Consider the following 18,834-nt stretch of genomic DNA (forward strand, 5'->3'; position numbering starts at 1 on the left):
ACTACACTTTCTTTTGCGCGATTAGTCGCAGGTTAGTTCCGTTAGATACAAAGAGACACACCAACTCCTCGCCGCTAGCGATAGCAGTTTCCTTTGTTTCCATAAAGTCTACGTACACAGCGTTCCATGACACAGTAACGGCAGTGTTCGCTTTAATCATCACCATTACCATGTCACCTGCCGCCACTGTACCGCTTGGAGCGTTGACGGTGATTGTGCTAGACGTTTGCGCGGTGACTGTAGCAATAGAGCGTCTGCGACCACCTGTAGGGGTTAGTGAGGTGGTGTTCGCTGTCGTTGTAGTGACAAAGTTTTTATCAGCGATGTACTGTGCTCGTCGCCCTGAAATAGTACGCGACGTAGAAGCAGTACCAGCGTCGATTTCTGCTGTAGTAATTTCAGAATAGGTGGTGTTAGTTGGTGTCGTCCATGTATTATCTTTGCGGAGAAAAGACGTAGCATTACCACCTGTCGCAGTAAGGTCAGATGCAGAGTGAGTGTGTGAACTGTTTGCTTTACCGTCTAAGGCTGTCTGCTGTGCTGTTGAGACAGGTTTATCAGCATCTGATGTATTGTTTACGTTTGAAAGCCCCACCTGTGCTTTAGTGACGCTATGTGGGTTATCAGTACGACTGCGATGAGTAGTGTTGGCAGTTACCTCTGTGTTGTTTTCTACCTCTGTATCAAAGTCTGAGATAGTAGACGCAAGCTGTGTGCCAGAGTGATTACTGCGTTGTGTTGCGTCGGTGTTGGGTACGTTTCCTAGTCCCACCTGCGCTTTGGTGACACTATGTGGGTTTGAGGTGTTTGAAGTATGACTCGTTGCTGCGGCAACATCGGTGTTATTAGAAACCTCTGCGTCAAAGTCAGAGATTGTAGAAGCGGGTTGCGTGCCTGTGTGTGTGCCTCGGTCACGTAAATTAGCGTCAGTGTCGTTTGCAGTAGCACCTGCTTCAATTGCATCGAGCTTATTCTTCAAGGCAGTCGTGAAACTCTCACCTGCAAGCGAGATAGTAAGCGTGTTGTTGGCGTCGTCATAATTTACCGAGATACCAGTGCCTTGTGTGACCAAACCGCCCACAAAGTCTTCGACTTCTTCCTCTGATACTGTGCCACCTGTACCACCACCGCTTGCGGTGATAGAAATAGTCCCTGCGGTATCGTCATAAGAAATAGAAGCGTTAGAGTGTGTGCCGTTTTGAAACATTGCGCCCACGAGGTCTTCGATTTGTTCCTGTGTGTATGTCGTTGGCGTGTCTGAAAGGTCTGCGTAGCTTCCTGATGTTGCTACCGTTGCAAGTTGAGCTGGTTGTACGGCGGTGTCAGCTTTTGCACCTTGCGCTGTGCTTGCGAAATTACCACGTGAGCCGTCTGCTAGCGCGTACTGTGCGTGGTCGTCATCATTTAAGCCAGAAAGTGCGCCGTGGTCGGTTGTGCCACCGCCTGTGCCACCGTTCTTTTCAATGTAATCTGCGACAATCTGCACAACGCCAGCAGGTGAAACGCCACCATACTGCTGTAGCTGTCCCTCAACACGCTTTGCTAGCTCTTCAGCTAGTCCCTCAATAGCTTCTATAGACAATTTTTCGCCCTCTGGGAGCATTTCAAGCGCATCACGGATAGCTTCGCCGTTTCGTGTTACTTGTGTCATCACCAGTGCATCAAAATCAGGTAGCACGATAAGCTCTCGCGCCATTTTCGCGGCACGTTCAATCTCTTTGTCAGATACTACACCGTCATCACCGTCACGTAGGCGTTTCAAACGGTCATCGACACGCTTATCAAGTGACTTTGCGAGTTTTGAGGTGTCTTTGTTGAAGTCATCAGCTAAATCACGAAAAAGTCGAGCAATTTCTTGCTCTTGTTGGCGTGGTGTGAGGTAGTCTTTACCTGCTTGTGGGGTATAGCCGTCTTCACCTTTGATACGTCCATTTATGACATCTTGGCGAGTTTCTTTGAAGAGTGTGAGTATCGCTACAAGTAACGCTGTGGTGTCTTTGTCATCAAAAGCAACACCGATTTCAGGGTTATCGGCGGCGAGTTGTAGTCGTTTAAGGAGTTGATTTACATTGAGTTGTCCACGTTGCATGCTTGACGAATAGTTACTTTTATACAATTATACCATTTATGGGACTTATCATCGGTTTTCTGACTTTATACATCGGCGCATACCTATTTTGCATCGCGCTCGGTATTTTTATATCTATCTTGAAGTGGTGGAGTCGTTAATTCGGCGCACAATTTCATTTGCAAGCTCTTGCGCGTCAAGGTCTACTCTTTCGCGTAGCCAATTTGCCCATGATGCAGGCTCTGTGAAAGAAAACTTTGAAAAGTCTTTAATACTATTGTCCAATTCTTTGAGTAGGCTTTTTTGACGATTATCTCCTACATTATCCATAAAGAAGCGAGCGAGGTTTGCTTCTTTATCAAGGTCAATACCTGTCTCTTTTCGGATTTCTTCAAAAATGCGTCGAGTGTTTCCACCTGTCGGACTGAACAAACGTTTCACAAATCCACCGCCCTTTCGACCGTCAGCGCCTAGTCCGCGTGAGATTTCATCTTGCAAATCTAGTAGCTTAGAGATGCGTGCGTTGATTTCAGCGTAGCCATTTCCAACACTTTCTTTAAGCGCTCCGTTAATTTCACCTGTAAGCCCTTTGAGTGTTCCTACAACCTTGCTATCGGCGGCGTCCAAGCGAGATACTGTCTTTGATTGCTTGTAGAGTTGTGACTGCATACCGTCTATAAAGTCATCGACCTGTTGCAGTGTAGGCGCTTCACCTAAACTATTGAGGCGAGTAGTGAACTCAGAGAGTAGACGTTCATCAGCGGTATCAAGACGCCCTGCTCGCCCCTCAACGATTTGAAAACCGTCTTCTGTTTGCGTAACACCAAAGCGGTCACGTAACGTATCTGCAATAGATGTTTTGATAGTAGATAGTGTTTCAGGTGCAAGTGTCGAGCTTCCTGTTTCAGAAATAAGACGTTTTTTTGCCTCTGTCGCTTTAGTAATAGAAGCATCAAAGAGTTCGTACGCTTCCTCTGCTTTACTTCCGACAATCTCTAATGGTGTAGCCTTTTTACTATCAAGTTTAGCGTTCTTCGCGTACTGCGCGTAGCGGTTGATTTCATCAAATGTAGCACGTTTGATAGCTGTTTCAGCTTGTGGGTCGATGTCTGAAAGATTAAAGCGCACATCACGGAGAGCTGACCGTACATCAGTCACGGTAGGAGCTTTAGGTACTGCATTGCGCGCGGCTGATAGAACATCGTCAGCACCTTTAAGACTTGACTTTACTGCTGGCGAAACACCTTTAGCACCTGCCAATTCTAAGAAGCCAAGGGACGCATCAAAGTTACGTTGTCCACGCTCTGTTAGGTTTTCTCTATACTCTGGTAGTCCAGTGGCGTTAATTGCAGAGCTGGCAGTTTCAGCGATGCGGTCTTCGGTGTCCTGTGACATCATTGCTTTGATAGGTGTGCTCACAGCTCTATACGCCACATCACCTGCACCACCAAGCACCTGCCCTACTGTCTGTAAGCCAGTTTCCCACACAGACTGCTTGTTTTGAGCACCTGCTTTCACTGTATCGGCGATATTTTCTCCACGCTGATACAGGTCGTCGCCAACTCCTAAGAAGCCCTCTTTCAAGTCACTACCAGCGTCAGAGAAACGACTGGCTGTGCTAGTACTTTGAGGTGATTGTTGACGAAAAGACGTCATCTTAGCGAGCGCTTGCTCTTTTGATAGTCCCTCACGCTTTGCTCCGCGTAGTATTTCAATTTCAGTTGCTGTAAGTGCCATATACTATAAGTTATCCCACAAATAATCTAATTCGCTAGCTTCATCATCTTGAATGTAGCCATAGAACGTAGCCTGTTCTGTCGTCATTCCATTTTCATTTATTGAGCGGGTCATGGTGTTGATGATACGGTCAACTTCATCATTGTATGCCGCTTCACTCATGCTAAAGTTCTTGAGGTTTGAGCCTGATGTTTCCAAAATTTTGATGTCCGTTTCTGAAAGAACACCAGACATCAAATCAAGATTATCAAGAGTTAGAAGATTGGCGAGGCGGTTTGCGTCAGCTTCAAAGTTCGCACGAGCCGTTCCTGAAATTGCGTCACTACCACCAACCAATCTACCAACGAGAGGAATAGAGCCGACAGTCTTCTTGAAGCCAGCACCAACTGCACCACCCATACCTGAATGACCTTTGAGGCTTTCTGCGATGCGTTTAATTTCAAGTGCACTTTCACTGGCGGCAGTCTTCTGTGCCTTCGCTTTCTCAGCCGCATCAGCTTGAGCATCAGCTTGAGCACGAGCGGCTTGAGCGGCAGCAATACGCCGTTGAGCCATTTGGTCATAGACATTAGCGATACTAGCTTCCTGTGCACGGCGTTGTAATTGTCGGTCACTGGTAGCAGTACGCCCTACAATCGACTGTGCAATAGCAAGCTTTTGTTCGTCTGTTGTCATAGGGTTTGTCATCTGAGCAATTTCAGACTGTGACGCACCACCAGAGGCGATAGCCATAGACACATTGTCTTTGACGAATTGTAGCTCTTCCGCTTCTTGTTGCAGTAAGCGTTGGCGTTCAGCAATGAGCTGTGCTTCCTCACCCTCAACAATCCGAGATAGATAATCAAGCTGTGCTCCCATGTTTTGAAGCTGTAGCTGGCGGTCTTGAAACGCGAAGTTAGTAGCATCACGAGCGATAGACTGCGCTATCTCAATGTTGCCTTGGAGAAGTTGTGCACGAGCGGCGACACCTGCGGTCATTACGGCACGCTCGCGGTCATTTTGTGTCACCTCCCGCTGTGCCTGTCCGATAGAGTTGCCCTCTTCAATCTGCACATTCTGTACGTCATACTGCGTATTAAGGCGCACTAGCTCGTTGTTAGCCTCACGAAGCTGATTTACTGCGTCGGGTGTCCCTAGCTTTCCGAGTTCGTTTTCAAAATAGCTAGAAAATGACGGTGCTTCTTCCGAACCTAATGCACGAAACTGGTTGAACACATTGTCGCGCTCTTTAGCAAACACGCTCTCTGAACGAACAATAGCGTCTTGATTGGCTTGAATGGTTGGAGTGACACTTGTGCGCACAAAATCATTAGCAGACTGTCCCTGCGCTGGCTCTGGCGGTTTAATTGCTCTTTGTTGTTGGAGAATGTCTGCACCAGTTATGTTCTCATTGCGTGCTTTGTTGCGTGTATCAATCATCGACTGTACGCGACTTCGCAATTCTTCTGTTGCATCATTTAGTGTTGGGTTCATACTATTTTAGCTCTTCTTTATTTATTGACTTTGTGACGGCATTAGAAATGATTGGATAGCCATTTTTGCCCTCAAGATAAAACTTCACTTGATTGGTGTGTGCTTGACTACCAATTGCTACACGCTTTATTGGGGTATCTTTTGTAATGGTTTCGAGCTTAGTCCAGTTATCAAAAAAACCTTGACACTCTCCAACACTACCGACTGGCTCATCTACCGTGACTGTATACGTGCCAGCAGTTTCACTGATAGACACTACATGCACACAGTAGCCACTGGCGATACCTGTATAAATCTCCAACTCATGACCAGCTTTAATGTCTGATAGGTCACTTGTAGAGGTAAGTGTCGTGCTGTTTGTCCAGTTAAGTGTCGCCCATACAGGTAGTGAAATATCCTTTTGCTCTCTATATTTTACCACGATACGGTCTCCCTCACTCATTTGAGAGGCGACGTTTTCAGAGTTAAAAATATCGACAAAACTGTTTGATTGCATTTCTGTCTTTACGAATGAGCCACGTGTCACAACATCGGGCGTAAGGTCTTCACGCAAGAAAACGTAATCGCTGTTTTCTAAGCGTGCGCCGAAGTAAAAACGTCCGTTATCATCATTGTGGTAGTAAAGGGGACTACTCACGCCTGTAAGAAGCTCTCCAGCGTCATAGCGGTGCGTTAGAGAGCTTGTGACAGTGTCAAACTCCCATACACCAGACGGCATACGCTCATTGACTGCGGTATTGTTTACGCCAGTAGTGTTTACGTAAATGTAAATTTTATCGTCTACCGCTACCATGCCTTTAGAGTGAATAGGACGCGCATGTGTGTTCGGCTGAATGAGTTGTGATGTCACGCTACCGTCTAGGTATTCGTTTGTGAGATACATCGGCAATGTACCGACAGTCACAAATCCTGCCTGATTAAACTTTTTGATTTCACCACGTTCAGTGACAAGATATGGAATGTTGTTCACCGTACACATCGAAAGCACAGCGTTTGCGTACACTGGATAGGCTTGTGAATACTGGTCGTTACCGACACGCCACATAATCACCTCTGCACCTAAACCGTTAGCGTTACGTGTCCCTACCCACCCCTCGTTCAATCCTGCCGTCTGAGTGATACCAATGAGGTTTTCGTCCCATGAAATAGACGAATGACCAGCACTGGGGTTGTAGTATTTAATCTCCGCGCCGTTTAGAACGGATAGCGTGTCTTGCCCGCTCGTGCGAATGACGGTCATGTGGTGCTGATAACTTGAGTCGAGAGCGCCACCGTTTACAGTTGTTGACCACCAATCATTGTTGATGCTGTTACTGTTTTTAGTGTCTATGGCGGCGATAGTGGTAGAACCTACTGCAAGTACGTATTGCTCAAATTGCACTAAGTCATGCGGTCTAGAGCCGACACTCAAATCGTCATTTAATAGAAAACTATCAAAATTACCACCTGACACATACAAGTCATCATCAGTGAGTATAAACATATTTCTGTCACCGAAACAGATTGCCTCGACAATGTTACCGTCTAACTCAAGGTTGTTCATAAGCACCTCTGTGGGACGTGAGAGTCGCAACTTACCCATAGACGATGAAATGTCGATGTTACGGCTCGACCATAGCTCACCTAAATAATCACCAACATTGCGCTGTGTGATACGTCCTTGAATGTTTTGCAGTCGTTTAGTTGCCATAGATACGTTTTATCGCTTCAACAAACTCATTGTCTTGACCGTGGCGCATCGCGAAAACAAGTTGCTGTAGCTCTTCAAACTGTCGTTGCTCTTCGGGCGTCATGCAGGGGCATTTGCTTTAGCTGATAACTCGCTTTCAGTGCGTCGTGCATAGAGGTCTGTAATCTCACGTTTCTTGACTTCAATCTTTCGCTCTAGCGCGATACGGTGCTCATCATTTGTATACAAAGAGAGACTGTGTGCCGCGTACGCAAGAATATACTCATCATGAAAGTACGGAATACCGACAGTGCTGTTCTCATCTTCTTCAACTAAGTGTGGGAACGCATTACGATGAAAGACCGTCACTGTGTATTCTGCGTCTGCCTCTGTATCAAAGTGAGCAGTGAAGCCATGTAGTTCGTACGCTGTTGGCTTGCCTGTACCGTCTGTATATATCTTTTCTTCACGCTTGAGTGGGCGTTCTTCGATGTCGATACGTTCAATACTCATGACACTTTCATCGAACGTCAAAGACGTCTCACCTGTGGCGAGCGTGTACTCTGTTCGGTTTGTTGTTGGAGTTGATACCCCTTGCCATTGTCCACTAGAGGTCGCGGCGAGGTATGAATAACTGTCTATAGCGCGATTTAGAGCACGTACCGCACGTGCATCAGACAGTGAGCCTACTGTGTCGCCTGTGTAATCTTCGCGCAATTCTGTGATGTACTGTGCTTGAGTTTTCATAGAGGGGGATAATACACATTATACCATGTGGGCTATCCCCCGCTTAGAAAGCGGGACGTTGGTTATGATGTAGCAACTAGAACGTCAAGAACGTGCTCTTTATCGTTGTTACGAAGTTTTACCCCATAGTCAACGCGACTTGTGACACCAACACCTGAACGGTTGTCTGGGTCATCTACAGTTACCACTTGTCCGAACGTTGTGTTCAAGATACCAAGCTTCATAGCTTTATTTACACCAAAGATACAGTGAACAGAACCAGAGTCAGTTGTAGTATCAAGTAAGTTACTTTCGTAAATCTTGAAACCATTAATTACTGGGACCTTTCCACTTTCGAGTGACGTATCTGCGAACTGGAAGCCGTTAGCTTGTGCATATGATACGGCATGTTCGTAGATTTCTGGTGGAACAATAGCCATTAGCTTTTTACTGTTAAGTGCCTTGAGACCACCTTTACTTGATGCAATTGCAGTACGAGCCTTTCGGAAAAGGTCGCCAATGTTTCCTGCTGCACCACCAGTGACCGTGATAGCAGTACCACCTGTACCGCCCATGTTTCCATCATCAAAGTCTGTTGCATTTGCGTGAATGTCAGTAAAGATTTGACGCTGCATTTGCTCATCAAGCGCGATACCTTGTTCACGTGCCATTTCTACCTCATCGATGTAACCGTTTTGCGCAAGGTCAGCTCGGTCGATGAAATAAGGGAGAATTGCTGAGTCATTGATAACCATGATGTCATCAACACTTTCGGGAACAGAACGAGTATACTGTGAACCACGATTGTAGGAGGTGGCGGTTCCTTGGTCAAAGTATGGCATGTGGAACGTCTTTGTAGACGTGTACATCACATCAAATACTTCTTTCCAAAGTTTTGGCTCCTCTAAAAACTCTTGTAGGGACTCAGTCCACTCTTCTTTATTTACTCCTGTGAAATCCATATATTATTAGTTAGTGAATATATGGCTACTGTGATGCTAATTTCGGAACATTACGTTTTTATTCTTTTGCGCACTTCGCGCATGCATCACTTTTCGACGCAAATCCTTATCCTCAATTGCAGACAGTTTGATGTCTGGTTTCTTGAGATAGTACTCTACCGAGTTCTTAGGATTGCGTGCACTGGTACGATTGCTCTCGCCTGTAGCCTCTGCGTTAGCTCTCGCTTTTTTATTGTAGTCTAGCCTGTCTTTTACGACTGCATCGTTCAAGGCTTCTACTGGTGAGACACCAAGTGCTTTTGCGGTTTTAATCACATAGTCTTGGTCGTCTGCGTCCATGACACCTCGGCTCTCTAGTCGAGCGAGTAGTGCGTCATTTGAAGCTACTTCTTTTTGCGACGTACGGTCTTCTTTACGGCTTTCGCCACTTTCTTCGCCGTCTTTTTTACCTTTGAGCTTGAAGTACTCCGCTCGGTCGAGTCCGAGTTCTTCGAGCTTTCGGTTGAGAGAGTCCCCTGTCGGTTCATCATCACTCTGTCGCGTGCTGTCAGATGTTTCATTGTCTGATGTGTTAGCTTCTACCTGTTCGTTTGTGTCTTCTGTCGTCGTCTGGTCAGTTGTCGAAGTATCAGTATCATTCTGATAGTCATTCTCATATTTCTCCATATGGTGGGATATTTATACTGCTCGTAAGTGAGCGAAACTTATAACGCAGTCATTTACGGACTGGTGTAGGGGTCTTACTCCCCCTCATCAGTCAACAAATTGCTTATGTATTTGAAGTGTGTCTTCAACTTCCTCTCTATTTTAGCACGTGCGACGTAAAATGCGCCTATATCGCGATAATCCACACCCTCATGGGGTGCATCACCCAAATCAGAGAAAAGGGCCTTTAGAGCGTCAATTTGAGCCTGTGACAGCCCTTTTAGGTACTGGTCGCGTTCTTCTTTGGTCATATTATGCTACTTGTTCAACTGGTGACTGCTCTTCTTTCGCTAACTCTTCACCTTGCACTTGCGACGGATTACCTGTCGCTGGTATCTGCTGGTCGATAGCAAGTTGTAGCTCGTCTTCGGTGATACCGCTTTCAGTGATGATTGAGCGTATCATTGCTTGACTGTATGGGTGTTCAACACCGAGTAGCTGGATAAGCGATACACGTGTCTCAAAGAATACTGAACGGTTGCGCTTTTCATTGGTCGTGATGACACGCACAGACGCGTCGGCGTCTTTTAGCAGGTCTTTGATAGCAGTGACGTACCGCTTTGAGCCATATCGTCCTAGCTCTCGCTTAAAGTCTTCAATCTGCATTGGTGACACCACACGTCCCTCAAGGATTTCATCTTTGATGAATGTGTTAGTGATAGCAGTATCAATCAGTGCTAGCTCACTGGTATCAAATGACGTGTAGATTTCGTCACGTTCTCGATACGCTTTGAGTGCTTTTGGCAACACGTCTTCGGTGATCAGCTCTTCTAGGAAGATACCAATTTCTTCACGGTATTTATCGTAGCGTGCGTGCCCCTCGATTGACTGTAGCGCGGCGAGACGGAATGGCGTGTTTGATTTTGTTTGTTCACCTGACACACCCTCGTGCATACCTGTGATGTCTCGACGGCTCACGTCTAAGTTTTCACGGATTGCTTGTAGTGACGGCAACCCTGCTGGCGCGGTGTTTACTTGTCTGAAATACTCATTATCATCAGAGTTACGAATGACCGTCATATGGTCTAGCTCTTTCATATTGCGAGGCACTTTTTCGTTGTTTGTTTCAAAGAACACTTTGCCCGCGATAGTCACGATACGCAGCTCTTCTGAAAGAGTGAAGTTGTGCCACTTTTGCTGTTCAAACAGGTCTTCGATAACACCAACACCTAGTCCACGCCCTGCAATTGGATTACGTGCGAGGTATCTGTATGGTGATTTCTTTTCTTCTGATTGGTACAAAATGATACCGTTTTCGATTTCATTATCATCTTCGTCAGTATCAACGTCATTGACACCTGCAAGCACAAACATCATGCGCTTAAACTCGTGCGGGTTGCCGTCTTCTTCGATAAGTGACATAGGCAACTCACCGTGTAGCTCGTAGACTTCAATAAAGTGTCCGAGACTTTCGTTGTCATGGTCGTCGCGGTTCTCTTTTACTTCCTCAGCAAGCGCGAGTGCATCATCTACGTTCTCCCACGTCCCTGCTTTCGCTTTAAGCTCAGCTGGCGTGTATAGGTGACGTTCGATAATCACCCCAGACATGATGTCTGTTTGGTCAACAATCACATTGTGCCAGTTCACCACCTTTTCACCGTCTTTGGTGTCTTTAGTGAGCACACCACCATACTTCGCACGTGTAAGACAAAACTCATTAAGAAACTTAGAGAAGTTTGTTTCGTCCATGTACTCACGGGTAGCTTTCTGCTGAAACATCGCTTTTACACGAGCTTCATACACACCTTTCTTTGGTGGTAACAACACATCGCTATAGTCAAAGTCAGTAGCTTCCGCCTCTTTAAGAGTTGGCGCTTTTACAATAGTGTCAAATGGTAGCTCTCCGAGAATGGGGTCAACATACTTTTCCTTGTATTTGTTCGCCCAGTACAGCTCGACAAGACGCAAGGTGTCGTACATAGAAAAGCTGTACCCCTCAACTACCTCTATAGTGTCATTTTTATACGAAAACTCTTGGTCTCGCACATATTGAAAAATGTTCATAGTTTTAGAAATTATACCACGCCAGCCCGATAGCTAGAATTATTCCGCGCCTCACGATAGTAGTTATCGAGGTCGTGGTTGGGCTTTCGTACGTTCTCATAGTTGTGCAAAACGTAGCGTGAGCCGTCGAGCATGTGGTCATTCTCTTTGATAGGCTCTTCGGGTTCGTTTAAGTTGATGTTGCTATTTGTGCTCTGTCGCCAGCGATATGAGTTCAGCTCGAAAATGAGGTTCTTGCACCCATTGTGGATAAACAACCTATTCTCACGAAACAATTGCGACACTGTTCCGATACCTGACTTGACGTCTTTCGATACCTCTTTGGTGCGCAATCCTGCTCGGCGCATCATTTCTATACGGTCTGGCTCTGCGGGGTCGGGATACCAGCTATTAAGCTTTCGCGACAACATCTCTTGATTGAGTTCGTCCTGCACCTTGTCTGTCTGATAGTACTCATCGGTGATGTAGTAGTTGCTGTCTTTATCAACAAGCACAGTACCGATAGCGGCGGGGTTCTTGTATCCAAAGTCGATGAAACCGATACGGTCTACAATCAAATGCTCTTGCGGTAGCTCATCTACAACGTGACGGTTAAAATCAAAGTCTTTGTAGACAAGTCCCTCAAGGCGTCGAAAGTCTGCAAGATACTCCTGCGCAAAGGCGTCTTCACCTTTCTTAGCCTTTAGCTTTTCAAGCTCTTCTATTGGGTTGTGCGGGTTATCGTATGAGGTGGCGTGCGAGTAGTACCAATCATCATCGCTCTGTGCCTCTGTCACCAGCTCATAGAAGTGATTAAAGCCGTTAGGTGTAGAGGTGACAATCAAGCGTCCAAGTGACGTGAGCAACGTCGGTTCAATCACCTTTTCAAACTTTTCCTTGAACATCGGATAGAAAGCACACTCGTCTAAGATAACGAGGTCATTCTCTACCCCACGTCCTTTGTCACGGTTCTTTACCGCTTCCCACCCATACAGCTTGATAAGTGACGTACCACCAAACTTATTCTTGACAGTGATTTCGAGTAGTACTTCGTTCGTCTTAATTGTAATAGGCTCAAACAGGTCTACAAAGTCACCCCACGCAATGTCACGCGCGTCTTCGCTTGTAGGTGCGTAGTATGCAATGCGTGCTTTATCTTTGCTGTACGCAGTGATAAATGCCTCATAGCCAACAGCAAACGTCTTACCTGAACGACGCCCCCAGTTTAGTAGTTTGTAGCGTTTATTGCTTTGTATAAACTCACTTTGCTTCTGGTGTAGTTCCATTTACACGGTCAATTACCTCTTGAGGCATCAACACAATGCTTTCACCGTTAGACGTGACGTCTTGCTCTGTCTTATCTTTCCAGCCAAAGTTATTCTTGAGATTGAAAATTGAAAACGTGGCATTCGTTTTGCTCATGAGTGCATTTTCTTCAACCCATGCCTCACATCGTGCCTTTGCTCTTTTAATAGTGTCAAAATACTCTTCTTTGTCTTCGTAGTTAATAAGCGTCTGTCGTGACGTATCTAGCCATACTGCTAGCCCTGAAACTGTGTACGGCTTTTTGCTTTGGTCACAATCAACAAAGTAGCTCTCAATCATCTCTTCGAGAGCTTCAACGCTTTCAAACTTTAGCGGACGTCCACCCATACTACAGTTTAGCCGCTAGAACATACTCAACAGCGAGTGCATATTCTTTAGCTTTATCATTAGGAGTAAGCAGTGCAAGGTGTCCACGATGCACAACAACGGTCTTGTCTTTCAATTCCTGCTTATCTTCGGGCGCTGATAACACTGTCACCTCTGTGATAATAGAGTTAGTACTACGGTCTGCGTCTTTCAAACGCTTCACATAATCCTTTTCAATGTCTTTGTCGTTGATTGAAACAACGAGGTAGTTATTACAAGATGTATACATATACAAACATTATACAACACTACTGCGCCTGTGTCTTTTCCAATTCATCTGCGACAAGGCTTGCATACCCTGCTATATCACGCCAATGGTCAATCTCGTTGGGATTACCAGCGCAAATACGACTTATCTTATGCGCTATCATTTCAAGTGCTTCGTTTTGTACACTCGTAAAGGTATCACCGTTAGTAGAGGTGTGTATGATGCGCTTGATAGCTTGTGACACTTCAGAATTATCAACAAAGCTACCGTGTGTCACCTTTCGTTCTTCTAGTGTTTCTTTAATATCCATATTACAAAGTATATCGCTCTTTCTTCGCGCGGCAACTGACACAAATCCATTTACCGTCCATGATAGACATATAGTCTGCTTCTTTCTTGCAATAGGTACAAATCTCAATCATGTCGGCTCTTAAATACGGTCACTACGTTTTTGTCGTAGTAGTCTTTTAATGTCTTATATTTCTCTTTGTACTCGTCACGTTGCTTTATGATGTTCTCAAGCTTTTCTTGGCATTTCATCGTTACAATGTGCGGTTCTTCCGTTATCAAAATTGGCTCTGACGCTTTTTTGAATGCTTCCTGCCAATATGCCACAGCACCTTTTAGCTCTGCTATCTCTCTATCTTTACTGTCTATGGTAGCTTGGCAAAACAATCGCTCATCGGTGCTCATACATGCATTGTATCAAGGTGCGTGCTTAAAAACCTGCGTTATCCACATTTTCCATAGCAAACTCAATAAAGCGGTCTAAGATTTCTTCATCTACCTCGGAGTAGTCGAGCATCTTGTCTTTCGCTTCAAAGAGTGCTTGTTCAATTTCATCTCTCATGTACGTAAGGGGTTATCTTTTAATGCATACTGGTTTGCGCCACAGCTCTTGCATTTCCAACGCTGGCGCGGTGTTTTCAAGGTTCTATCTACCCCCTTTGAGATTACCTGCTCACTACCACAGGTGGCACACGCTGGTCGCTCTATCTCGTCTATGTAATTGAGATTGGGGTGCGATTTCTTCCAGCCTTTTAGGCGGTCATACACTTGTTCCAACAGGTCAACGTCTTGCTTGTTATATCTGCGCATCTTCCGCCATGAGCTAGGTTTGTTTGCCATACAGCCAAGCCAGAGTGAAAAGCCACCTGTCTGCACCTTTCGCCCCAGTCCTAGCTTTTCTCCTAAGTCATCAAGCTTGTTTGAGTTCAATTTGAACATTTGTCGTGCAATCTTGAGTGTATCGACTGTCTTATACGGCAATGGCGGTTGAAAGCCGTGATAGAGAAAGCGTCCGTTTGAGTATTTAATATCAAACGCATCGCCGTTATGACCGATGATGATGTCCGCCTCATCAAAAAGACGCCAAAGCTTTTGTGCTAGTTGGCGCTCTGTTTGATTTTCTACCGTTTCTATTTTCGTGGGCTTTCCCTGCCACTTGTATGCGAAACACAATAGCTCGCTCTCTTGGACGAACGCTAACACGTTTTGCTCATACTTTCCCCATGTGTATGAGACGTTGGGAGTAGTCTCTATATCAAAGAATAATATCTTTGCCATATGCCCCGCCAGAGAATTGCACTCTGGTTTTGTGCGCAAGGAGAATTGTTAGAAATACAAACTATTCGGGGCGCGGTGGTCGGTCGCTTCCACCACTTGCATTATACCACACACATTTTGACAACACGTCAAACACGTAGGGATAAAAGAAAACCGCCAGCTAAGGCGGTCTATAGTTACCATTTCCAGCTACTGGGCAAGGTTGCTTCGGTGATACCGATATACCCGACCATAGTTCCGTCTTCGAGCCTCACTGGCACGGCGACAGTTCCACGTAGTACACCTCTTGGCGCATATCCGATACCGAGACGTTGTGCGTCTTCGGGTTCAAAGCCTAACGCAATCACCGCGTCATGCTCATGCTGTAGATACTGCAAAGGCTTAAAGCCCTCACTGGGCGGAGTGTCTTTGGTAGACAGCTTGTTGTTGGGGCTGTTGTCGCCTGTAAGCCATTGTGCGGCTTCCTTGACGCCAATTCCGTTGATGTGTGCGACGAGAGCTATCACGTCGCCACCCTTTTGGTCTGAAAAGCAGTAGTAGACTTTTTTGCTCGGCGTGATGACAAGGTTTCTGTCGCCACTGCTTTCACACACGGGACACTTGCCCCGCAATGAGTTGCCACTTTTGGTGAGCTTTAGACTGAGCAACTGTGCGACGTCTTCAATCGCATAGCTGTTCTTGATTTCGTCAAAGTTGAGAAAGGACACAGTAACCTCCACGGTTGTCTGTGTGTATTATACCAAAGTTTTAGGCTCTAAGCCGCCGCGTAGCCACGGTACTGTGAATAGTTCAGGGAACGGTTCAGGTGCTTCAAAGCGTTCTTCTTGAATTGGTACGTGCGTCATGAGGAACATAGCCGACTGTTTGTATTCCTCTGCCACAATAGCCTGTGCATTTTCTGAACGCGTCTTATTCGGGAAGACAAACAATGTACGAAAACGCTTTTTGCCAAACCGTTTGAGTGTATCTGTCTCTGACAGCGAGCCATAGAGCAATATCTTCTTGTAAAAGCTGGCACGGTTGAGTTTCTTAGGCTTCAAGGGGTTGTAGTGTTCCGCCTCTAAAAAGAAAAGCTGGTAGTTGTCATCTTTCGCCAGTCCAAACATGCCGTCTGGTATGAAAGACACTTGCTTGCCTCGTAGCCATGCAGATAGTTTCATCGGACGCTCTACAGGTGAGCGTTCGATAATCTCCCCCGCGGAGATAAACCGATAGCCCGCCTGTGTCGCACCTGCTTCAATCGCAGACAGTGTGTCGCATATCATCATCGCATGGCGAAACTGTTTTACAGGCATATCGCCACGGTGGCGTATTAGGTTCGTAGTTTCTGGGTAGTGTCTTGTCAGGTACTCTGACCCCTTTTGTGTGATTTCGTAAATGTCTGGGTCATTTAATGAGTTATAGCCGATAGCTTGGCTCTTGGGCTTATCCAGTAGCCTACGGTCAAAAAGCTTACGCAGTGAATAGTTGCGTGTGCGTTCAGGCAGTCCAGTCAACAAGCCGACAGAGCTAGAGCGCAAATAGCGATAGCGGGCAAGGCACTCAAGCACTTTGCGGTCACTATCAGTGAAGCGCCATGCTTTGGTGCGTTGCTCTCGGCGTGGAGTAAGACGATGTTTTCGTCCGCGCATATCCCTATTATACCGTAACGAAGTACTGCTCATAGAGATAGTCGTACGTCCAACTCTGGTGTTGCAGTGCTGTTTTGCGACTTACGGCACGCAGACGTCCTAGCTCGATAGCCTCACCACTCATGTACCGCAGTGTGGCTTTTGGCTCATTGCTGTAGTTGTGGCTATGCAGATGCAATATGCTTTCTTCCTCTAAGAGCCATGACACAATGCGTGGATAGTCGCTCATGTTCGAGATGAAAGACTGCTCTGGGACGCCTTTATAGCACCCTTGCAACGGTTTTGCGCCGATGTCATGTGCCAACGCAAATGCAACAAACGCTTTCTGCTTTACGATGCTTTGTCCAACACAGTAGATGAAATACTCGCTATCGCTAGAGCGAGCGTACACACCGCCTTGCGTGCAGAGCTGTTCGAGTTCGTCCAACATACATACCTCCCTTGCTATAGGAGATATATGCCACGGAACAGTACAGCTACCAAACAGCGCTATGAGTAGTGATGTGTACAGTGAGTGTGTTTGTACCTTATGAGTACAAGGTCACAATTGCGTCACCACTTCCATTCTTCGGTGTCTTCTTCTGGCTCTGGCGCTTCTTTGGGCTTTGGCGCAACGCCATAGGTAAGGCGCTGGTGTTCGATAAGCATGTCAAAGTCTCCGCGCTGTTCTTGGCGCTCAAGGTAGCCCACAGGATAACGGACAGGGACAGCCTGTGCGGTCACACCTTTAGCGTAGAGTGTCCAATGGTGCGGTGCTTGCGTTTGTATCAGCTTGGGGTCTGCGTTCATCTCAGACGCCATAGCACGCGCGTCTGCGTTAGACATCGAACCTGCGAGCTTGATACTGGTGTTTGCCATGAGTGCCTGTCGTACGTCATTACTGGCTTGTCCTAGATACTGGTGCGCCATGAAAAGCCCAATACGTTGCTTGCGGGCTTGAGCGAGTAGGACACTGATGTTTTTATCTAAATACTCGTGCGCTTCGTCTATGTAGCAGATGGTCGGGTGCTTATACGTTGAAAGCGCCCGCTCGGCACTAGCTTGCGCCAACAGTGCAATAAAGAACCTGCCAAGCGTGCGCAGTCCTTGCTCTTTGAGCATCGCCTGTGAGGTGTTCACCAATATGACCTTGCCTTGATTTATTTCTTCAAAAAGGTCGAGCGTGCTTTCTGGCTGTGAAAACATGCGCTCAAAGGTGCTGTTTTCAAGTATCAGATATAAGCGCCGTATCACTGCCTTGCGCATACGCTTAAACTCATTATCGTCAAACTGATTATAGAAAAATGATTTTGCCACATCATCGAGCTTGTCGATGTACTCACTGTACGCACTGGCTGGTTGCTCTAAGACATCTAAAAAGGTTTTCAGTGTTGCATCAGGTATCTCCAACAACAGACGTGTCACGTAGCGAAAGATAACGCTCTGCTGTCCCGATAGTGACGTATCCATGATAGACGCCAGCACATACTCATACAGCTCAATGATAGACGTGCGCAGTTGCTCTTTTTCTTGGGCGTTGTATTGCTCAAAGCGTTCCTTGCCAGTAGCAAAGAGATTAAGTGCTATAGGGTGCTCGATGTCTTCGGGGTTCACGTAGACAATACGCTCTTTGTCTATATCCATGTTGAGGATTTTTTGTATCATCTCATTTTGACTGTCTATCACAATGACAGATTTGCCGTCTTTGATGTCCTGCACGATGTTGTATTGCATGCACTGCGTTTTGCCATGTCCTGAATTATGGTGGAAGATGCCACTTGCAAGATAATTGTGATGCACTGGTACCGTAAAATCGTAATACACATCGTCCGTGCTCGGTTCCGCCCACCACATGCTATCATGTGAGTATGAAAAAATGGAACCAAGAGAAAATAAATAAGATGATTTCACTTTATAAGAAAGGTCTGAGCCAAAAGGCGATAGAAGAATTGATGACATGTGACTCAAAGACAATTCGTCGGTACTTGCTTGAAAACCAAATCCCAATTCGTTCACGTGCGTATTACAGCCAAGGTGAACGTAATCCTGCATGGAAGGGTGGTAGGGAAATTGATAAATCAGGCTATGTTCTAGTGTATTCTCCAAAACACCCATATCGCAATGCTTCAAACAAAGTTCGCGAACATCGCCTTGTAATGGAAAAACATTTAGGTCGCTACCTGAAAAAGACGGAAGTTGTTGACCACATAAATGGTAAGAAAAATGATAATCGTCTCTGCAATCTTCGCTTGTATAAAACAAATGCTGAACATCTTGCTGCAACCTTAAAAGGGAAGTGTCCGAAATGGTCGGAAGATGGCAAGCGCCGTATTCGTGAAGGTGTCGCACTTTCACATATCCGTCGCCGTACCAAACGAGATGGTCGCCAGTTACGGAAAGCTTCTTAGTGCCGTTTGTAAGATTAAACATCTGAG

The 18,834-nt window shown here is 46.1% G+C and carries 21 protein-coding genes; 1 reads left to right on the top strand and 20 read right to left on the bottom strand.

Annotated elements, in window-relative coordinates; genetic code table 11:
- Window position 1 precedes the first annotated feature (1 nt).
- The 20 genes from ACMA5I_RS10310 to ACMA5I_RS10405 all read right to left on the bottom strand — a co-directional run bounded on the left by ACMA5I_RS10310 (window position 2) and on the right by ACMA5I_RS10405 (window position 18,253).
- The gene (locus ACMA5I_RS10310; protein WP_525886181.1) at window positions 2-2,116 is read right to left on the bottom strand and encodes a hypothetical protein; all 2,115 of its coding nucleotides are present in this window, start codon (window positions 2,114-2,116) and stop codon (window positions 2-4) included.
- Between the two features lie 87 nt (window positions 2,117-2,203).
- Window positions 2,204-3,805 carry a hypothetical protein gene (locus tag ACMA5I_RS10315; RefSeq protein ID WP_525886182.1) on the bottom strand — a complete coding sequence of 534 codons (1,602 nt, stop codon included), beginning with the start codon at window positions 3,803-3,805 and terminating at the stop codon, window positions 2,204-2,206.
- A 3-nt stretch (window positions 3,806-3,808) separates the two neighbouring features.
- Window positions 3,809-5,278, bottom strand: coding sequence for a hypothetical protein (locus tag ACMA5I_RS10320; protein ID WP_525886183.1), 1,470 nt, complete (start codon window positions 5,276-5,278; stop codon window positions 3,809-3,811).
- A 1-nt stretch (window position 5,279) separates the two neighbouring features.
- The gene (locus tag ACMA5I_RS10325) at window positions 5,280-6,968 is read right to left on the bottom strand and encodes a hypothetical protein (protein ID WP_525886184.1); all 1,689 of its coding nucleotides are present in this window, start codon (window positions 6,966-6,968) and stop codon (window positions 5,280-5,282) included.
- A gap of 99 nt (window positions 6,969-7,067) precedes the next feature.
- On the bottom strand, window positions 7,068-7,694 hold the full coding sequence (locus tag ACMA5I_RS10330; RefSeq protein WP_525886185.1) for a hypothetical protein: 627 nt from the start codon (window positions 7,692-7,694) through the stop codon (window positions 7,068-7,070).
- A gap of 62 nt (window positions 7,695-7,756) precedes the next feature.
- Window positions 7,757-8,635 carry a phage major capsid protein gene (locus tag ACMA5I_RS10335; protein ID WP_525886186.1) on the bottom strand — a complete coding sequence of 293 codons (879 nt, stop codon included), beginning with the start codon at window positions 8,633-8,635 and terminating at the stop codon, window positions 7,757-7,759.
- Window positions 8,636-8,671: 36 nt separating this feature from the next.
- Window positions 8,672-9,301 carry a hypothetical protein gene (locus ACMA5I_RS10340; protein WP_525886187.1) on the bottom strand — a complete coding sequence of 210 codons (630 nt, stop codon included), beginning with the start codon at window positions 9,299-9,301 and terminating at the stop codon, window positions 8,672-8,674.
- A 74-nt stretch (window positions 9,302-9,375) separates the two neighbouring features.
- Window positions 9,376-9,591: a hypothetical protein gene (locus ACMA5I_RS10345; protein WP_525886188.1), complete on the bottom strand. Its 216-nt coding sequence runs from the start codon at window positions 9,589-9,591 to the stop codon at window positions 9,376-9,378.
- 1 nt (window position 9,592) lies between these two features.
- Window positions 9,593-11,344 carry a hypothetical protein gene (locus tag ACMA5I_RS10350; RefSeq protein WP_525886189.1) on the bottom strand — a complete coding sequence of 584 codons (1,752 nt, stop codon included), beginning with the start codon at window positions 11,342-11,344 and terminating at the stop codon, window positions 9,593-9,595.
- An 11-nt stretch (window positions 11,345-11,355) separates the two neighbouring features.
- Complete coding sequence (locus ACMA5I_RS10355; protein WP_525886190.1) at window positions 11,356-12,609, bottom strand: terminase large subunit; 1,254 nt, start codon at window positions 12,607-12,609, stop codon at window positions 11,356-11,358.
- Window positions 12,584-12,976 carry a terminase small subunit gene (locus ACMA5I_RS10360; protein WP_525886191.1) on the bottom strand — a complete coding sequence of 131 codons (393 nt, stop codon included), beginning with the start codon at window positions 12,974-12,976 and terminating at the stop codon, window positions 12,584-12,586. The genes ACMA5I_RS10355 and ACMA5I_RS10360 overlap by 26 nt, the downstream gene beginning before the upstream one ends.
- Before the next feature lies 1 nt (window position 12,977).
- Window positions 12,978-13,244: a hypothetical protein gene (locus ACMA5I_RS10365; protein ID WP_525886192.1), complete on the bottom strand. Its 267-nt coding sequence runs from the start codon at window positions 13,242-13,244 to the stop codon at window positions 12,978-12,980.
- Between the two features lie 19 nt (window positions 13,245-13,263).
- On the bottom strand, window positions 13,264-13,533 hold the full coding sequence (locus ACMA5I_RS10370; protein WP_525886193.1) for a DUF6378 domain-containing protein: 270 nt from the start codon (window positions 13,531-13,533) through the stop codon (window positions 13,264-13,266).
- Window positions 13,534-13,637: 104 nt separating this feature from the next.
- Entirely contained in the window at window positions 13,638-13,916 is a 279-nt protein-coding gene (locus tag ACMA5I_RS10375) for a hypothetical protein (protein WP_525886194.1), read from the bottom strand.
- 25 nt (window positions 13,917-13,941) lie between these two features.
- The gene (locus tag ACMA5I_RS10380; RefSeq protein ID WP_525886195.1) at window positions 13,942-14,073 is read right to left on the bottom strand and encodes a hypothetical protein; all 132 of its coding nucleotides are present in this window, start codon (window positions 14,071-14,073) and stop codon (window positions 13,942-13,944) included.
- Entirely contained in the window at window positions 14,070-14,789 is a 720-nt protein-coding gene (locus ACMA5I_RS10385; protein ID WP_525886196.1) for a ribonuclease H-like domain-containing protein, read from the bottom strand. Before ACMA5I_RS10385 ends, ACMA5I_RS10380 begins: the two co-directional genes overlap by 4 nt.
- 176 nt (window positions 14,790-14,965) lie before the next feature.
- A complete protein-coding gene (locus ACMA5I_RS10390) occupies window positions 14,966-15,496 on the bottom strand; it encodes a CHC2 zinc finger domain-containing protein (protein ID WP_525886197.1) in 531 nt (176 codons plus the stop codon).
- Window positions 15,497-15,523: 27 nt separating this feature from the next.
- Window positions 15,524-16,420 (bottom strand): hypothetical protein, encoded by an 897-nt coding sequence (locus ACMA5I_RS10395; RefSeq protein ID WP_525886198.1) that lies wholly within the window; start codon window positions 16,418-16,420, stop codon window positions 15,524-15,526.
- A 7-nt stretch (window positions 16,421-16,427) separates the two neighbouring features.
- Window positions 16,428-16,850, bottom strand: coding sequence for a hypothetical protein (locus ACMA5I_RS10400; RefSeq protein ID WP_525886199.1), 423 nt, complete (start codon window positions 16,848-16,850; stop codon window positions 16,428-16,430).
- Window positions 16,851-16,972: 122 nt separating this feature from the next.
- Window positions 16,973-18,253 (bottom strand): intein-containing protein, encoded by a 1,281-nt coding sequence (locus ACMA5I_RS10405; protein WP_525886200.1) that lies wholly within the window; start codon window positions 18,251-18,253, stop codon window positions 16,973-16,975.
- 302 nt (window positions 18,254-18,555) lie between these two features.
- On the opposite strand from ACMA5I_RS10405, the gene ACMA5I_RS10410 reads away from it, so the two are divergent.
- Complete coding sequence (locus ACMA5I_RS10410; protein ID WP_525886296.1) at window positions 18,556-18,807, top strand: HNH endonuclease; 252 nt, start codon at window positions 18,556-18,558, stop codon at window positions 18,805-18,807.
- Window positions 18,808-18,834 lie beyond the last annotated feature (27 nt).

This window comes from Jujubicoccus corallicola (assembly GCF_047345645.1).
Classification (GTDB): domain Bacteria; phylum Pseudomonadota; class Alphaproteobacteria; order Rhodobacterales; family Rhodobacteraceae; genus JBLEFH01.

What these genes read in the sequence shown, in the direction of transcription:
- ACMA5I_RS10380 (WP_525886195.1), bottom strand. Translation starts at nt 14,073, where the DNA reads ATGAGAGATGAAATTGAACAAGCACTCTTTGAAGCGAAAGACAAGATG.
- ACMA5I_RS10385 (WP_525886196.1), bottom strand. Translation starts at nt 14,789, where the DNA reads ATGGCAAAGATATTATTCTTTGATATAGAGACTACTCCCAACGTCTCA.
- ACMA5I_RS10375 (WP_525886194.1), bottom strand. Translation starts at nt 13,916, where the DNA reads ATGAGCACCGATGAGCGATTGTTTTGCCAAGCTACCATAGACAGTAAA.
- ACMA5I_RS10350 (WP_525886189.1), bottom strand. Translation starts at nt 11,344, where the DNA reads ATGAACATTTTTCAATATGTGCGAGACCAAGAGTTTTCGTATAAAAAT.
- ACMA5I_RS10330 (WP_525886185.1), bottom strand. Translation starts at nt 7,694, where the DNA reads ATGAAAACTCAAGCACAGTACATCACAGAATTGCGCGAAGATTACACA.
- ACMA5I_RS10370 (WP_525886193.1), bottom strand. Translation starts at nt 13,533, where the DNA reads ATGGATATTAAAGAAACACTAGAAGAACGAAAGGTGACACACGGTAGC.
- ACMA5I_RS10360 (WP_525886191.1), bottom strand. Translation starts at nt 12,976, where the DNA reads ATGGGTGGACGTCCGCTAAAGTTTGAAAGCGTTGAAGCTCTCGAAGAG.
- ACMA5I_RS10400 (WP_525886199.1), bottom strand. Translation starts at nt 16,850, where the DNA reads ATGTTGGACGAACTCGAACAGCTCTGCACGCAAGGCGGTGTGTACGCT.
- ACMA5I_RS10395 (WP_525886198.1), bottom strand. Translation starts at nt 16,420, where the DNA reads ATGCGCGGACGAAAACATCGTCTTACTCCACGCCGAGAGCAACGCACC.
- ACMA5I_RS10315 (WP_525886182.1), bottom strand. Translation starts at nt 3,805, where the DNA reads ATGGCACTTACAGCAACTGAAATTGAAATACTACGCGGAGCAAAGCGT.
- ACMA5I_RS10345 (WP_525886188.1), bottom strand. Translation starts at nt 9,591, where the DNA reads ATGACCAAAGAAGAACGCGACCAGTACCTAAAAGGGCTGTCACAGGCT.
- ACMA5I_RS10325 (WP_525886184.1), bottom strand. Translation starts at nt 6,968, where the DNA reads ATGGCAACTAAACGACTGCAAAACATTCAAGGACGTATCACACAGCGC.
- ACMA5I_RS10320 (WP_525886183.1), bottom strand. Translation starts at nt 5,278, where the DNA reads ATGAACCCAACACTAAATGATGCAACAGAAGAATTGCGAAGTCGCGTA.
- ACMA5I_RS10405 (WP_525886200.1), bottom strand. Translation starts at nt 18,253, where the DNA reads ATGTGGTGGGCGGAACCGAGCACGGACGATGTGTATTACGATTTTACG.
- ACMA5I_RS10410 (WP_525886296.1), top strand. Translation starts at nt 18,556, where the DNA reads ATGGAAAAACATTTAGGTCGCTACCTGAAAAAGACGGAAGTTGTTGAC.
- ACMA5I_RS10365 (WP_525886192.1), bottom strand. Translation starts at nt 13,244, where the DNA reads ATGTATACATCTTGTAATAACTACCTCGTTGTTTCAATCAACGACAAA.
- ACMA5I_RS10340 (WP_525886187.1), bottom strand. Translation starts at nt 9,301, where the DNA reads ATGGAGAAATATGAGAATGACTATCAGAATGATACTGATACTTCGACA.
- ACMA5I_RS10335 (WP_525886186.1), bottom strand. Translation starts at nt 8,635, where the DNA reads ATGGATTTCACAGGAGTAAATAAAGAAGAGTGGACTGAGTCCCTACAA.
- ACMA5I_RS10355 (WP_525886190.1), bottom strand. Translation starts at nt 12,609, where the DNA reads ATGGAACTACACCAGAAGCAAAGTGAGTTTATACAAAGCAATAAACGC.